The organism is Sandaracinobacteroides sp. A072, assembly GCF_052616365.1.
In genome coordinates, this window is sequence record NZ_JBQXGU010000003.1 from 363,496 (window position 1) to 379,085 (window position 15,590).

The following is a 15,590-nucleotide window of genomic DNA, read 5'->3' on the forward strand; positions in this document are numbered from 1 at the left end:
TGGCCTTTCAGGTGAGGAGCAACGCATGACATCCAATCTTCCGGCAAGCATACCGGCCCTCGGGCCTGACGCCAGCCTGAACCGCTATCTGGCCGAGATCCGGAAGTTCCCGCTTCTGGCGCCGGAAGAGGAATATATGCTCGCCAAGCGCTGGAGGGAGCATGAGGATCCGGAGGCCGCGACCCGGCTCGTCACCTCGCATCTGCGGCTGGTGGCCAAGATTGCCATGGGATACCGCGGCTATGGCCTGCCCGTCGCCGAGCTGATCGCGGAAGGCAATATCGGCCTGATGCAGGGTGTGAAGAAGTTCGAGCCGGAGCGCGGTTTCCGGCTGGCCACCTATGCCATGTGGTGGATCAAGGCCTCGATCCAGGAATATATATTGCGCTCCTGGTCGCTGGTGAAGATCGGCACCACGGCGGCCCAGAAGAAGCTGTTCTTCAACCTGCGCCGGATGAAGGGCAAGCTCCAGGCGCTGGAAGACGGCGACCTGCACCCCGATGACCTGAAGAAGATCGCAACCGACCTCGGCGTCGCCGAGGAGGAAGTGGTCAACATGAACCGCCGCATGGCGAAGGGCGGCGACACCAGCCTGAATGCGCCGCTCCGCGAGGATGGCGAGGGCGAATGGCAGGACTGGCTGACCGACGACAGCCCGACGCAGGATGTGCTGGTGGCCGAAAAGCAGGAAGCGGGCATCCGCCACGACCTGCTGCGCGAGGCCATGCTGAGCCTCAACGACCGCGAGCGCCATATCCTGACCCAGCGCCGCCTTGTCGATGAGCCGCAGACGCTGGAAGATCTTTCGCAGGAATATGGCATCAGCCGCGAAAGGGTGCGCCAGATCGAAGTGCGGGCCTTCGAGAAGCTGCAGAAGGAAATGCTGCGCCTCTCGCAGGAACGGAAGCTCATCGAGGCCTGACTCAGAAAGCCCAGATTCAGCAAGCCCTGACTCAGCAAGACCTCACCGGCCTTGCCGCGATGAAGCCGCTTCAGTGGGTGGGAGCGGGGACATGATCTTGTCGGTTTTTTCCTAGGGTGCCGACGGCTCCGGGTGTAGAATGCCTTGTGCAGCCCGGGGCATGGGCTGTGCATTCACAGGTTTTCGGACCTGATCTGCACCAACAGGGGACCAACATGCTGAAATTCATTCTCACGGCTGCGGCCGTCGCCATCGCCGTGCCAGCCACTGCGGCTGCCACACTCCTTACCAGCGAAGCCGGCTACACCGGCCGCGGGCTCGACCTTTCGGCCTATGCCACCGGGTCCTACAACTTCACCTTCGGCCCGATCGATGTCGACGGCTTCACCTTCACGGCCGCACCGGGCGGCGGCGGCAACAGCGGCCTGGGCTCGGTCGTCGGCCAGGGCAGCTATGGCCTTGGTTCGAACGGCAGCTTTGGCGGCGATGCAGTCTATATCGGAGTCGATTCAGGCACCGGATATGCCCAGCTGCTTGGGTCGACCGGTTATGACCAGATGGGCTTCTTCATGAACTACGCCCCCGGCGTCGGGGACAATGCCACCATCTGGACGCTGGCGTCCGACGGCAGCGTGATCGATTCCTTCGACATTGCGACGCTGGCGCCCATCAGCACGCCCGGCGGCTTCAACGACTTCCGCTTCCGTGGCGTTGCCTATGATGACGGAACCCAGATCTACGGCCTTCGCTTCGGGGGCAATTACATCCTGCTGACCGGCACGGCCGATGGCGTGCCCCCCGCGCCGGGCATTCCGGAACCGGCGACATGGGCCATGCTGATCCTGGGCTTCGGCCTCGTCGGCTCCGCCGCCCGCCGGCGCCGCACTGTCGTCGCTGCCTGACAGCAGGCCTTTGCGATGAATGGGGGCGCCGGACAAGCGGCGCCCTCTTTTTTCATTCAGGGAATGCCCGTCAGCTTGTGGGTCTGGAGGCTCAGGCGCCATTGCGGGTGGGCAAGGCACCATTCGATCGCGGCGGCCACATTGGCGGCCTGGTCCGGCCCGTCCATCGGCTGCAGGAAGAAGTGCCGGAAGTCCCAGCCCTCGACGGCATCGGGCATCAGGCCGGGCTGGGGAAAGACCAGCTTCAGCTCGTCGCCCGACCGCTGCACCGTGCGGCTTCCGGCCTTGGGGCTGATGCACAGCCAGTCCAGCCCTTCGGGCGCGGCTAGCGTCCCGTTCGATTCGACCGCGATCCGGAAACCACGGGCATGCAGCGCCTCGATCAGCGGCCCGTCCAGTTGCAGCAGCGGCTCGCCGCCGGTGCAGACGACAAGCCGGTGCCGGGCTTCCGGCCCCCAGCAACGCTCAACCGCATCCGCCAGCGCATCGGCCGTTTCGAAGCGTCCGCCGCCCGGACCATCCATGCCGACGAAATCCGTATCGCAGAACTGGCAGACAGCTTTTGCCCGGTCCTCCTCGCGGCCGGTCCACAGGTTGCAGCCGGAAAAGCGCAGGAAAACGGCGCGCATGCCAGTTTGCGCCCCCTCGCCCTGCAAGGTGAGGAACAGCTCCTTCACGGCATAAGACATCAGGCGGGCACCACGGCATAAAGCGTCGGGTCGGGCACACCGGCTTCCACGAAGCCCTTGTGGCGCAGGCGGCAGCTGTCGCAGCGGCCACAGTGCAGCCCTTCGGGTGTCGGGTCATAGCAGGACCAGCTGAGCCCCATGTCCAGCCCGGCCTCCACGGCCGCCTGCACGATTCCGGCCTTCGACAGATGCTGGAGCGGGCTGTGCACCCGGAACCGGGTGCTGCCCTCGACCGCAGCCTCGACTCCGGCGCGCGTGGCAAGGTTCGCCATCGTCTCGAAGGCGGCGATGAACTCGGGCCGGCAATCCGGGTAGCCGGAATAATCGAGCGCATTGACACCGATCAGAAGGTCCGTCGCGCCAGCTGCTTCCGCCCAGCCAAGGGCAACCGACAGGAAGATGGTGTTGCGCGCCGGCACATAGGTCACGGGAATGCCGGGCCCGACTCCTTCCTTCGGAACGTCGATGTCGTCCGTCAGCGCCGATCCGCCGAAGCCGCGCAGGTCGAGTGGCAGGACGATGTGGCGGGCAACCCGGTAGCGGCTGGCAAGGGCGGCGGCGGCCGCAAGTTCCCGGCGGTGGCGCTGGTTGTAATCGATGGTGAGGGCAAGCACGCGGGCGCCGGCGCCTGTCGCCATGGCGAGGCAGGTCGCACTGTCCAGACCGCCCGAAAGCAGCAGGACGACCGGCCGGCCGGCCAGGATGTGAAGGGGATTCTTGATATCCGTCATGGAAAAATCCACTGTTTTCTGATTATGGACGCACCCGGGCGGGCTTGCTAGGGTCTTCCTGTCATGATTGCACCGTCGCCCATGCGGCGGAACAAGGAAAGGTGCCGCGTCCAGTGGTGGATTACAGCCAGATCTTCAAGCAGGCGATCGACCGCCTGCACGAGGAAGGGCGCTACCGCGTCTTCATCGACATCCTGCGCAACAAGGGCGCCTATCCGAACGCGCGCTGCTTTGCCGGCCACAATGGCCCGAAGCCGATCACCGTATGGTGCTCGAACGACTATCTCGCCATGGCGCAGCACCCGAAGGTGATCGGCGCGATGGAAGAAGCGCTGCATGATGTGGGCGCCGGTTCCGGCGGCACCCGCAACATCGGCGGCAACACCCATTACCACATCGATCTCGAAGCCGAACTGGCCGACCTGCACGAAAAGGAAGCAGCGCTCCTCTTCACGTCGGGCTATGTCTCGAACGAGGCAACGCTGTCCACGCTCGGCAAGCTGCTTCCCGGCTGCATCATCTTCTCGGACGAGCTGAACCACGCCTCGATGATCGCCGGCATCCGCCATTCCGGCTGCCCCAAGCTGGTGTGGCGCCACAATGATCTTGCCCATCTGGAAGAGCTGCTGGCCGCCGCCGACCCGGATGCGCCGAAGCTGATCGCCTTCGAAAGCGTCTATTCGATGGACGGGGACATCGCCCCCATCGACGCCATCTGCGACCTCGCCGACAAATATGGCGCCATCACCTACCTTGATGAGGTGCATGCGGTTGGCATGTATGGACAGCGCGGCGGCGGCATCTCGGACCGCGACCGGGTCGCCAGCCGCGTCACCATCATCGAGGGAACGCTGGGCAAGGCCTTCGGCGTGATGGGTGGCTACATCGCCGCAGACCGCGCGATCGTCGACTGCATCCGTTCCTATGCGCCGGGCTTCATCTTCACCACCTCGCTGTCGCCGGTGCTGGTGGCGGGCGCGCTGGCAAGCGTGCGCCACCTGAAGCAGTCTGGCGAGGAGCGCGCCGCCCAGCAGGCCGCCGCCGCCACGCTGAAGCGGCTGATGGCGGAAGCCGGGCTTCCGGTAATGCTGACGGAAAGCCACATCGTGCCGCTGATGGTCGGCTGCCCGGTGAAGGCAAAGAAGATTTCCGACATCCTTCTCGCCGAATATGGCGTCTATGTGCAGCCCATCAACTACCCCACCGTGCCGCGCGGCACGGAACGGCTGCGCTTCACCCCCGGCCCGGCGCACTCGCCGGCGATGATGGCGGAACTTGTGGCCGCCCTTGTCGAGATCTGGGAACGGCTGGAAATGCGCAAGGCCGCCTGAAAGGGCGGCCCCGCTACAGGATCGCCAGCAGGCCCAGCCCCGCTGTCGCGCCCGCAAGCCCAAGGGTGAGCGGCACGCGAAGCTGCATCCAGTTGGCGGGCGCCAGTCCCAGCGTCACCAGCATTCGGTCGACCGGAAGCGTCAGCAGGATGACACCTCCCAGCAGGATCAGGCGTTCGGGCGTCATCACCAGAAGCAGCGCCATGGCCGCGAGACTCGGCACGACGGCAAGCAGATAGAGCGGCCAGGCGCGGTCCGGCCCGGCCCGAGTCGCCATGCCCCACCAGGCCCCGCCCAGGAAGCTGAGGATCAGCCCGGCGTAGAGCGCGCCGGCACGATAGGCCAGTTCGCGCCATTCGGGCGGTGCAAAGGCCGCCACGCCAAGAGCGGCGAAGGCTGGAACAAGGCCGGAATAGCCGAGATAGAAAGCAGGACGGTGCAGCATGGCCGCAACCCTAGCCTGTTGCTTGGCGAATGCGAAGATTTGCGGCATAGCCCCCCGGTCACGCTTCCAACAGGCCCCAGGGCCATTGGGGCCAACCCAAGTCAGGACCGTTTCCGCTCGTGGATATCGCCATCGCTTCCGACCATGCCGGCTACCCGCTGAAAGCCCAGCTGGCTGAAGACCTTCGCGCCATGGGGCACACTGTGCTCGACCTCGGCGCAGGCGACGCAACCACCTCCGTCGACTATCCCGATTTCGGCCGCGCCTGCGGCGAAGCCGTCGCTTCGGGCAAGGCCGTGATGGGCGTCGTCGTCTGCGGTTCGGGCATCGGCATCTCGATCGCGGCCAACCGCGTGCCCGGCGTGCGTTGCGCCCTTGTGCATGACAATCTTTCGGCCCGCCTCGCCCGCCAGCACAATGACGCCAATGTCATCGCGCTCGGCGCGCGGCTGCTGGGCAGCGAAACCGCGCGTGACGCGCTGAAGGCCTTTCTTGAAACCCCGTTCGAAGGCGGCCGCCACGCCGCCCGCATCCAGAAGCTCGGATAGGAACCCCGCCATGAGCACCCAGCCCGAATCCCCCGCCTTCCACGACAGCTTCTTCGGCGCGCCGCTCGCCGAAACCGACCCGGCCGTTGCCGCCGCCGTCAAGGGTGAGCTTGGCCGCCAGCAGGGCCAGATCGAACTGATCGCCTCCGAGAACATCGTCAGCCGCGCAGTGCTCGAAGCGCAGGGCTCGATCTTCACCAACAAATATGCCGAGGGCTATCCCGGCAAGCGCTATTATCAGGGCTGCGAGCATTCCGACGTGGTCGAGCAGCTTGCGATCGACCGCGCGAAGCAGCTTTTCGGCTGCGACTATGCCAATGTGCAGCCGCATTCTGGCGCACAGGCCAATGGCGCGGTGATGCTTGCGCTGGTGAAGCCGGGCGAGACCATCCTTGGCATGTCGCTCGATGCCGGCGGCCACCTGACCCATGGCGCGAAGCCCGCGATGAGCGGCAAATGGTTCAACGCCGTGCAATATGGCGTCCGCGCCGATACCCACCTGATTGATTATGAAGCGCTGGAAGCCCAGGCCGTTGAATGCCAGCCGAAGCTCATCATCGCCGGCGGCTCCGCCTATCCGCGCATCATCGATTTCGAACGCATGCGCGCAATCGCCGACAAGGTAGGCGCCCTTCTCCATGTGGACATGGCGCATTTCGCGGGCCTCGTGGCGGCGGGCATCCACCCCTCGCCCCTGCCCCACGCCCATGTCGTGACAACCACCACCCACAAGACCCTGCGCGGACCGCGCGGCGGCATGATCCTTTCGAACGATCCTGATCTGGGCAAGAAGCTGAATTCGGCCGTCTTCCCCGGACTGCAGGGCGGCCCGCTGATGCATGTGATCGCCGCCAAGGCTGTCGCCTTCGGCGAAGCGCTACGCCCCGAATTCAAGGCTTATTCCAGGGCCGTCGTCGCCAATGCCCAGGTGCTGGCGGCAACGCTCAAGGCCCGTGGCTGCGACATCGTGGCCGGCGGCACCGATACGCACCTCGCCCTCATCGACCTCAGGCCGAAGGGCCTTACCGGCAAGGACGCGGACGAAGCGCTCGAGCGCAGCCACATCACCTGCAACAAGAACGGCGTGCCCTTCGATCCGCTGCCCCCCACGAAGACCAGCGGCATCCGCGTCGGCTCGCCGGCCGGCACGACCCGCGGTTTCGGCACCGCCGAATTCGAAGCCATCGGCCATATGATCGCCGATGTGCTAGACGGGCTGGCCGCCAATGGCGCGGAGGGCAATGCGGCGGTCGAGGCCGATGTGCGCGCCCGCGTGAAGGCGCTGACCGACCGCTTCCCCATCTATTCCTGACGGGAAAAGCCGATGCGCTGCCCCTTCTGCCACAATGAGGACAGCCAGGTTAAGGACAGCCGGCCAACGGAGGATGGCAGCGCCATCCGCCGCCGGCGGCAGTGCCCGTCATGCGGGGCGCGCTTCACCACCTTCGAGCGGGTGCAGCTGCGCGAACTGGTGGTCGTGAAGAAGTCCGGCAAGAAGGAGCCATTCGAGCGCGAGAAACTCGCCCATTCGGTGATGATCGCCTGCCGCAAGCGGGAAATCGAGCCGGAGCGGATCGAGCGGCTGATCTCGGCCGTGCAGCGCCAGCTGGAAGCCATGGGCGAACCCGAGGTCGAGGCCGGGCAGATCGGCGAGCTGGTGATGCAGGGCCTCGAACAGCTCGACCCTGTCGCCTATGTGCGCTTCGCGTCCGTCTACAAGGATTTCCGCGAAGCGAAGGACTTTGAAACCTTCGTCGGCGGGCTATCGGAAACGATGCTGAAGGGCGAATAGCCCTTCAGCCTGGCATTCTCAACCGCGCGCCATCAGGTGGGTACGGGCGCCAAAGGGCGCCGCCACAGCCAGAAGGCCAGCAGCGTGCCGATGGCGACCACCCCCACCATCGAGACATAGCCCTGGCTGCCGACGCCGGTGTCGAACACGCGCCCGCCGATCCAGCTGGAAAGCGCCTGGGCCGGTGCCGTCGCCAGCGCCATGAACATCATCTGGGCTGTCGGCGTGCGATCATCCCCCCACAGAAGGTAGATGCCGCGCATCGCGCCCAGGAAGGTGCAGGCAAAGCTCATGGCGTGCAGCGCCTGCAGCGGCCACAGCATGGCCAGCGTCGGCGAACTCGCCATCAGGCTCCAGCGCACGAGCGCCCCGATCCCGCCCAGAAGGATCAGCGTCGCGGGGCGCACATGCTCGATCCGGGGGGCGACGAACATCAGGAAACCGGCCTCGATGATGACGCCGAATGCAAAGAGCCATCCGGCTGTGGTGCCGGAAACCCCCAGCTCCGCAATCCAGAGCTGGGTGCCGAAGATGTAATAATATTGGTGGCCCGCCTGGATCATGCCGCAGGCGAACATCAGCAGCGCGAATTCCGGCCGCTTCACCATGGCGAAGCCCTGCGCCAGCCGCTGCGCGAAGGGCGGCTGCGACGTGCGCACCACGGGTTCGGCCGCCATGGTGTAGCTGGCCGCCAGCAGGCCCAATGTCGTCAGCACCAGCCACCACCAGATGGTGGCGTTGCCGCCCCAGTCCACCAGCATGCCGACGGCGATGTTGCCGACAACGAAGGACAAAGAGGCAAGCCCCCGCGCGACGCCATAGCTCGGGAACCGGCCGGGCCGCGCCAGACGCAGCAGCGCCGCTTCGAGGAAGGCGATGAGCGCCCAGAAAGTGACCTCCGCCACAAAGGCCAGGAAGAAGCTGACGCCGAAGCCCTCAGCCACCCACATGCCACCCAGCGCCAGGAGGGTGATGGCGGCCAGAAGGCGGATGGGGGCGCGCCTGTCCGCCTGGCCATCCGCCCAGGCGCTGGTGAGCGGCCCGGCGACGATTCGCCCGATCCCCGCAATGGAAATGACCAGCCCGAGCTGCTCGCCCGTGAAGCCCCGCTCGTTGATGAGCCAGATGGGGAACCACTGGATCAGGCCGCCGAAGGCCGCATAGAAGAGGCAGGACGCCAGCATCGCCTTCAGGGCATGCGCGTTGATGGCTGTGGGCGGGGGCGCATCGGCGCGCTGGTCTTGTGGCGTCATCGATGCCTTCTCAACCATCATTGCCGGAAAGGCGCAAGCAGGCCATCACTGCACGACAATCAGGAAGGGAGAGGGAAACATATGAGCAATCTGTTCGACATGACCGGCCAGGTGGCCGTCATCACCGGATCATCCCGTGGAATCGGCAAGGCCATTGCCCATCATATGGCGGCGCATGGAGCCGATGTGGTGATTTCAAGCCGCAAGCAGGATGCCTGCGAGGCAGCGGCCGCCGAAATCAACGCCGCGGTCGGGCGGGCGGCAGCCACGGCAAAGGCCGCCAACATCAGCTCGAAGGAGGAGCTTCAGGCGCTCGCCGATTACGCGCTCAAGCGCTACGGCAAGGTGACGGCCCTTGTGTGCAACGCCGCCACCAACCCCTATTTCGGCCCCATGTCCGGCCTTGCAGACGAGCAGTTCGTGAAGATTCTGATGAACAATGTGGTGTCGAACCACTGGCTCATCCAGATGCTGGCGCCGCAGATGCTGGCCCGCAAGGATGGCTCCATCACCATCATCAGCTCGATCGGCGGGCTGAAGGCCTCCACCGTGATCGGCGCCTACAACATCTCCAAGGCAGCCGACATGCAGCTCGCGCGCAACCTGTCCGCCGAATATGGGCCCGAAGGCGTGCGGGTGAACTGCATCTGCCCCGGCCTCGTTCGCACCGATTTCGCCCGCGCGCTGTGGGAAAACCCCGATATCCTGAAGCAGGCAACCGCCGGCAGCAGCCTGAAGCGCATCGGCGAGCCGGACGAGATCGCCGGCATGGCCGTCTTCCTTGCCAGCCGGGCGGGCGCCTTCACCACTGGCCAGGCCATGGTGATCGACGGCGGGGCAACCATCAACTGAGGGTAGGCCGGAAATGAAAAGGGGGCGCCGAGGCGCCCCCTTCCCGTTTCGCTGGTTCCGTGGTTCAGGCCGTAACGCTGGAAAGCCGCGAACGGCGACGCAGCGAGGCGCCCACCATGCCGAAACCGGCAATCAGCATCGCCCAGGTGGCCGGCTCGGGCACGCCCGGAACGCCGCCTTCGGAACCGAAGAAGGTGAGGTGTGAAAGCCCCGGATAGTTGCCGGCCTTGTTGGCAGGCAGGTCGAACGTGTTCCAGCTGCCGCTGCTGGCGGCTTCGGCAAGCTTGTAGAGCACGAAGCCATTGCCGGCCTTGACGGCAAGGAAATCCACGAGATAGCCCGGCGTTTCCCAGCTGCCCGAGGTGGTTCCATCCCCAGTCAGGATGCCGAAGCCTTCATCCGACTGGCCGAGATAGTTCAGCGTGATCGGCGCATCCGGGAATGCGGGCATGAAATCATTGTACGTATCCTGCGTCTCCTGCACCGTATTGGGCGCGATGTTGCCGGTGAAACGGCAGCCAGCTTCATCCGAAACCGAAACGCAGGCCGTCGTGTCGATCGAAACGGCAGCAGTCGCCGGTGCTGCGAAAGCAGCCAGCGCAAGAGCCCCAAGGCCCGCACGCAAATACATGTTCATGGCATCCAACCCTGTTCAAACGGCCCGAAGGCCCGAAACGCCCCCTCCCAGCGCACCCTGTATGCGAAACAGGAGGAAGCATTTCCTTCTTAGCACGAAGGATGACATAAACAGAATCTATAAGTAGTTAACGACAGGTAACCGCGCATGACATCTGTCATGCACGGCTGGCATGGCCGGAAATGATGGTGGGCTGGGCGGCTATGCCATCCGTGCCCCCGGCCTTTGTCGTCGGAGCGCGGCGCCAACCATGCCGAAACCGGCAATCAGCATCGCCCAGCTTCCCGGCTCGGGCATCGGGTCAAGCGGGATGAAGGCTGCAACCGCAGTCCCATCCTCGTCATCCATGCCGGCATCCGGTGCGGAAAGATCGTTCCAGCGCGCAGAGCCGTTGCTGATCAGCACGCTTTCCATGGGGTTCTTGTAGCTGAGGGTGAAGGAGCCTTCGGCCGGCAGCGAGCCAATTCCGAGGCCGCCGCTGCCGCTGGGCGCACAGGCCTTGCCCGATCCGCCAGCCATCAGGCAGACATCGAGTTTTCCGGCGCCCGGCAAATTGCCGGAACCGACGCGGCCATAAAGTCCGTCTGCCGTGATGTCCTTGGGCTTGTCGCTCAGGTTGAAACCGAAGCCGAAAAGCCGGGCGCTCGTGAATTCGCCACCAGCAAGATTCTTTGCCTCATAGGCAAAGGTAAAACTGTCCTCGGTGCGGTCAACCAGGGTGAAGGTGACGGATGCCGCGAGACTTTCGAGCCCCGTCTCGCCGCTGAGGCCCTGGAACTGCATCATGCCGCGCGCCCCGATTTCAGGGCCGAATTCGAGGAAAGTTACAGCATGGGCAGGCGCACTGTTGAGTGACAGGGCGATGAGTGCCGGCAGCGCCAAAGTGGGCAGGATATACTGTGCGACCATGTTCGTTCATTCTTGTTCCGGCCCGGATATTTCCGTGACCGGCAGCCTATGTAACAGACATGGCAAATTATATCAATACCGCAAAATGTTGCGCATGCTTGCGCTCAAACTGCCTGAACGGCGATAATCGCCGGGCGCGCGCGCTGTTCCTCAGGCGGCGCCCGCAAGCACCAGAACGGCGTGCAGCAAGAGGCCGATGCTGCCGCCGATCAGCGTTCCGTTCAGCCGGATATATTGCAGATCGCGCAGGACGGCGTTTTCCAGCTTCTCGCTGATGGTCCCGGCATCCCAGCCCTTCACCGTTTCGGACACGAGACCAACGATGCGGTCGCCATGGTCGGCAACCGTTCCCACGATCGCCCGGCGCGCCAGTTGGTTGACCGCAGCCGGCAGCGCAGGATCCTCGCGCAGCGTCGTGGCCATGGCGAGCGCGATGTCGCGGGCAAAGGCGCCCTGCCCCAGCCCCTTCATCCCGTCCTTCAGCCGAGCCATCAGGCCTTCCAGCCAGTCGGCCAGGGCCGGGCTTGCCATAAGGTCGCGCTTCACGCGCTCCACCTTCGCCTGTGTCTCGGGCATGTGCTGCAGATCGAAGGCGAGGTTGGCGAGCGCCTTGTCGGCCTTTTCGCGCACGGGGTGGCGCGGATCGGCGGCAAGGTCGGCCAGAAGCCCGCGCAGGCCGCCTACCAGTTCGTCGGCGATGCGTTCATCCACATTCACCAGCCGCAGCACCCAGGCGGTACGCTCTTCCACCATGGCGCGGATCAGGCCTTCCTGGCTGTCCAGCGTACGCCCGGCCCACAGGATCAGCTCGTCGATCATGGGGCGATGCCGGCCATCGGCAATGGCGGCTTCCAGCATCCGCCCCAGAAGCGGTGAAACATCGAGATCGCGCAGCCGTGTGAGCGTCCCTTCCTGCAGTCGCCGGAAGATCGCCGCGGCGGCAGGCGTTTCGGCAAGCTGCTCGCCCAGCCGCATCAGCCCCCGGCGGACACGACCGCCGCTTGCCGGCCGCTCCAGCATCGCCGCCAGCATGGCCGCGGCATCGAAATCATCCAGCCTTCGGGCAACATTGCGCGGCGTGAGGAAATTGTCCTTCAGGAAGCCGGCCAGTGTCTCGCCGATGCGGTCTTTCGATCGCGGGATGATCGCCGTGTGCGGGATCGGCAGGCCCATGGGGTGGCGGAACAGCGCCGTCACCGCGAACCAGTCGGCGAGGCCACCCACAAGCGCCGCCTCGGCAAAGGCCTGAAGCCAGACGAACGCCGGGTGGATGTGCACTGTCGCCCAGGTCGCCCCCAGGAACAGAAGCCCCATGAGGATGAGCAGGCCCGTCGCCATCCGTCGCAGCCGAAGGCCGCGGGCCAGACGCTCGTCCGGCCCCCCGGGTGTCGGGTCACTCCGCAGCTTGCGGCCCCGCCTTGTCTGGCAGTGGCGGCGCGGCCGTTTGCGGGCCATCGTTTCCGCCAGTGGTGAACACCCGCTTCAGCCAGGGGCCGAGATGCTTTTCCACGTCATCGGCAAGGGTGAAGCCCGCAGGCACGATCACGAGCGTGAGCAAGGTGGACAGCAGGAGCCCGCCGATCACTGCGATCGCCATCGGCGCCCGGAAGCTTGAATCGCCATGCAGGCCAAGGGCCACGGGCAGCATGCCCGCCGTCATGGCGACAGTCGTCATCAGGATGGGCTGCGCCCGCTTGTGCCCGGCATCGACGATCGCCGTCTCGCGGTCGACGCCATGGCGCATTTCCTCGATGGCGAAATCGACCAGAAGGATGGAGTTCTTCGCGACGATCCCCAGCAGCATCAATATGCCGATATAGACCGGCATGGAGATGGAATGCCCGGTGAGAATGAGGGCGATGGCCGCCCCCAGCGGGGCGAGAAGCAGCGAGCCCATGTTCACGAAGGGCGGCAGCACCCGCTTGTAGAGCAGCACCAGCACCGCGAAGACGAGCATGATCCCCGAGACGATGGCGACGACGAAGTTCGTCACCAGTTCCTCCATCGCCTCGGCCTGGCCGAACTTCACCTGCCTGACCCCTGTCGGCAGATTTGCCATGGAGGGCAGCTTGTTGATGGCTTCCGTCGCCACCGAATATTCGACGCCGTTGAGATCGGCGACGAGCATGGTGCGGCGGGTCTGGTTGTAGCGGCGAATCTTGCTGGGGCCGTTGCCGAAGCTCACATCGGCAACCACCTTGAGCGGCACTGTCCCGCCGGAAGCCGTCGGCACCGGCAGGTTCGCAAGCGCGTCGGCATCGGCGCGGGCGGTATCCGTCAGGCTCACGCGGATGGGCACCTGGCGGTCGCTCAGCGAGAATTTCGCCATGTTCTGCTCGATGTCGCCAAGCGTCGCGATTCGGATCGTCTGCGACAGCACCGAGGTGGAAACGCCAAGCTGGGCGGCCATGTCGAACTTCGGCTTGATGAGGATTTCAGGCCGCTGAAGATCGCCGTCGATTCGCGCGTCGCGGATGACGGACAGGGCCTGCATCTCGCGCTCGACCTTCGCCGACGTCGCGTCCAGCAGCTCCGGATCATCCGAGGCGAGCATCACCACGATGTCGCGGCTTTGCCCGCCGCCCGACATGTTCTGGAAATTGAGGCGCGCATCAGGAATGGCGGCAAGCTGCGGCGCCATGCGGCGCTCGAATTCCTTGGTGCTGGCCGCGCGCTCCTCGCGATCCACCAGCTCCACGAACAGCGTTCCCCGGCGCACTTCGCCGCCATCGCCGATTTCCTCATAGACGGAGGCGACTTCATCCTGCTTGCGGAGCAGCGCACTGACCGCATCGACGGCGCGTTCGGTATCTTCGAGCCGCGAGCCGGGCGGCAATTCGAGCTGCACGATCGAGGTGCCGAAATCGGCATCGGGCTGGAAGGTCTGCGGCATCTGCGCGAACAGGAAGATGGTCAGCACGAAGGACAGTGCGGCCGCGCCCATCATCATCAGCGGCCGCCACCGCTCGACCACCTTGTTGCGGATCTTCGCGAACAGCCCCGGGGCTGGCTGGTGACGATCCTGGTGCACCGTCCAGCGCAGGAAACGCAAATAGGCATGCATGATGCGGTTCTCGCCATGCGGCTCCTCGCCATGCGCCTTCAGGAAATAGGCCGCCATCAGCGGGGTGAGCATCCGCGCAACCAGCAACGACATGAACACCGCGATGGATACGGTCAGGCCGAACTGGCGGAAATACTGGCCACTGATGCCCGACATGAAGCTGACCGGCAGGAAGACGGCGATGATCGAGAAGGTGGTGGCGACAACGGCGAGGCCGATTTCGTCGGCGGCGTCGATCGCGGCCTGGAAGGGCGACTTGCCCATGCGCATGTGGCGGACGATGTTCTCGATTTCGACGATCGCGTCATCCACGAGGATCCCGGCGACAAGCGACAGCGCCAGCAGGCTGATCGTGTTGAGCGTGAAGCCCATGAGATCCATGAACCAGAAGGCAGGAACTGCGGAAAGCGGAATGGCGAGCGCCGCGATGACCGTCGCGCGCCAGTCGCGCAGGAACAGGAAGACGACGAGAACGGCCAGAAGCGCGCCTTCCCACATGGCGGTCAGCGCGCTGTTGTATTCGCCCTTGGTATATTCGACCGAGGTGTAGAGCTCGACAAACTCGACGCCGGGATATTCCGATTCCAGCTTCTCCAGTTCCTCGTTCATCCGCTCATAGACGGCGACATCCGATGCGCCCTTGGCCTTGAACAGGCCGAAGCTGGTGACCTGCCGGCCATCGAGCCGCGCGATCGAGCGCTGCTCGGATGCGCCATCGTGCACATGGGCGATGTCGGACAGGCGCACTTCGCGGCTGCCGCTGATGGAAATCCGTGTCTCGCCAAGCTCGAGGGCCGTGCGCGCGCCGCCGAGCACGCGGACAGCCTGCTCGGCGCCGGAAATGTCGGTCCGGCCGCCCGGCGCGTCGATGTTGAGCTGCCGCAGCTGCGCGTTCACCTGGGCCGCAGTGATGCCATAGGCCTGCAGCCGCGCGGGATCGAGATCGACACGAATCTCCCGCGAGACACCGCCGCCGCGCATGACCTGCGCGACGCCCGGGCCGGACACGAGCCTTTTCGTCACCGTATTGTCGACGAACCAGCTCAGCTCCTCGAGCGTCATCGCCGTCGATTTCACGGCAACATAGGCGATGGCGCCGCCTTCGATGTCGATCCGGCTCACCTGCGGTTCCAATATGCCTTCGGGCAGGTTGGAGCGCACCTTGGTGACGGCGTCGCGAACATCGTTCACCGCCCGGTCGACAGGCGTGCCGAGGTGGAATTCGATCGAGGTGGAGCTGGACCCTTCCTGCACCACCGACGAGATGTTCTTCACATTGCCAAGGCCGGCAACCGCGCCCTCGATCTTCTGGGTGATCTGGGTCTCGATCTCGGTGGGCGCGCCGCCCGGCTGGGAAATCATCACCTGCACCAGAGGCGCCGAAATGTCGGGCATCTGGGTGATCTTCATCTGGAAGAAGCTGAGAAGCCCGGCCGCCGTCAGCAGCAGGAACAGCATGATCGGCGGTATGGGGTTCCGGATCGACCAGCTGGATATGTTGCGAAGATCCATGAC

Annotated in this window: 15 protein-coding genes; 7 read left to right on the top strand and 8 right to left on the bottom strand. The window is 65.0% G+C overall.

Annotation, left to right across the window (positions count from 1 at the left end; genetic code table 11):
- Positions 1–25 precede the first annotated feature (25 nt).
- Entirely contained in the window at positions 26–922 is an 897-nt protein-coding gene (gene rpoH, locus ACUJ46_RS10665) for an RNA polymerase sigma factor RpoH (protein WP_445390472.1), read from the top strand.
- A gap of 215 nt (positions 923–1,137) precedes the next feature.
- Positions 1,138–1,824 (top strand): PEPxxWA-CTERM sorting domain-containing protein, encoded by a 687-nt coding sequence (locus ACUJ46_RS10670; RefSeq protein WP_445390473.1) that lies wholly within the window; start codon positions 1,138–1,140, stop codon positions 1,822–1,824.
- Positions 1,825–1,880: 56 nt separating this feature from the next.
- Here ACUJ46_RS10670 and queE read toward each other — a convergent pair whose 3' ends face one another.
- Entirely contained in the window at positions 1,881–2,513 is a 633-nt protein-coding gene (queE, locus tag ACUJ46_RS10675) for a 7-carboxy-7-deazaguanine synthase (RefSeq protein ID WP_445390474.1), read from the bottom strand.
- Positions 2,513–3,244 (bottom strand): 7-cyano-7-deazaguanine synthase QueC, encoded by a 732-nt coding sequence (gene queC / locus ACUJ46_RS10680; RefSeq protein ID WP_445390475.1) that lies wholly within the window; start codon positions 3,242–3,244, stop codon positions 2,513–2,515. Before queC ends, queE begins: the two co-directional genes overlap by 1 nt.
- Positions 3,245–3,360: 116 nt before the next feature.
- Between queC and hemA the strand changes: the two genes are divergently transcribed.
- Positions 3,361–4,575 (top strand): 5-aminolevulinate synthase, encoded by a 1,215-nt coding sequence (gene hemA, locus ACUJ46_RS10685; RefSeq protein WP_445390555.1) that lies wholly within the window; start codon positions 3,361–3,363, stop codon positions 4,573–4,575.
- A gap of 13 nt (positions 4,576–4,588) precedes the next feature.
- Here the strand turns inward: hemA and ACUJ46_RS10690 are convergent, their stop codons facing one another.
- Complete coding sequence (locus ACUJ46_RS10690; protein WP_445390476.1) at positions 4,589–5,020, bottom strand: DUF3429 domain-containing protein; 432 nt, start codon at positions 5,018–5,020, stop codon at positions 4,589–4,591.
- A gap of 119 nt (positions 5,021–5,139) precedes the next feature.
- On the opposite strand from ACUJ46_RS10690, the gene rpiB reads away from it, so the two are divergent.
- From rpiB to nrdR, 3 genes are read left to right on the top strand one after another with little or no spacing between them, the layout of a single operon-like run.
- Complete coding sequence (gene rpiB / locus ACUJ46_RS10695; protein ID WP_445390477.1) at positions 5,140–5,568, top strand: ribose 5-phosphate isomerase B; 429 nt, start codon at positions 5,140–5,142, stop codon at positions 5,566–5,568.
- Between the two features lie 10 nt (positions 5,569–5,578).
- Positions 5,579–6,880 carry a serine hydroxymethyltransferase gene (glyA, locus tag ACUJ46_RS10700; RefSeq protein ID WP_445390478.1) on the top strand — a complete coding sequence of 434 codons (1,302 nt, stop codon included), beginning with the start codon at positions 5,579–5,581 and terminating at the stop codon, positions 6,878–6,880.
- Between the two features lie 12 nt (positions 6,881–6,892).
- Positions 6,893–7,360, top strand: a complete 468-nt coding sequence (gene nrdR, locus ACUJ46_RS10705; protein WP_445390479.1) for a transcriptional regulator NrdR — start codon at positions 6,893–6,895, stop codon at positions 7,358–7,360.
- A gap of 32 nt (positions 7,361–7,392) precedes the next feature.
- Here nrdR and ACUJ46_RS10710 read toward each other — a convergent pair whose 3' ends face one another.
- A complete protein-coding gene (locus ACUJ46_RS10710; RefSeq protein ID WP_445390480.1) occupies positions 7,393–8,613 on the bottom strand; it encodes an MFS transporter in 1,221 nt (406 codons plus the stop codon).
- Between the two features lie 81 nt (positions 8,614–8,694).
- On the opposite strand from ACUJ46_RS10710, the gene ACUJ46_RS10715 reads away from it, so the two are divergent.
- The gene (locus ACUJ46_RS10715; protein WP_445390481.1) at positions 8,695–9,465 is read left to right on the top strand and encodes an SDR family NAD(P)-dependent oxidoreductase; all 771 of its coding nucleotides are present in this window, start codon (positions 8,695–8,697) and stop codon (positions 9,463–9,465) included.
- Positions 9,466–9,529: 64 nt separating this feature from the next.
- Here the strand turns inward: ACUJ46_RS10715 and ACUJ46_RS10720 are convergent, their stop codons facing one another.
- From ACUJ46_RS10720 to ACUJ46_RS10735, 4 genes are all read right to left on the bottom strand, one after another.
- The gene (locus tag ACUJ46_RS10720; protein ID WP_445390482.1) at positions 9,530–10,102 is read right to left on the bottom strand and encodes a PEPxxWA-CTERM sorting domain-containing protein; all 573 of its coding nucleotides are present in this window, start codon (positions 10,100–10,102) and stop codon (positions 9,530–9,532) included.
- A gap of 201 nt (positions 10,103–10,303) precedes the next feature.
- The gene (locus ACUJ46_RS10725) at positions 10,304–11,011 is read right to left on the bottom strand and encodes a cistern family PEP-CTERM protein (RefSeq protein ID WP_445390483.1); all 708 of its coding nucleotides are present in this window, start codon (positions 11,009–11,011) and stop codon (positions 10,304–10,306) included.
- 150 nt (positions 11,012–11,161) lie between these two features.
- Entirely contained in the window at positions 11,162–12,349 is a 1,188-nt protein-coding gene (locus ACUJ46_RS10730) for a DUF445 domain-containing protein (protein ID WP_445390484.1), read from the bottom strand.
- A 55-nt stretch (positions 12,350–12,404) separates the two neighbouring features.
- Complete coding sequence (locus ACUJ46_RS10735) at positions 12,405–15,587, bottom strand: efflux RND transporter permease subunit (RefSeq protein WP_445390485.1); 3,183 nt, start codon at positions 15,585–15,587, stop codon at positions 12,405–12,407.
- Positions 15,588–15,590: the final 3 nt, after the last annotated feature.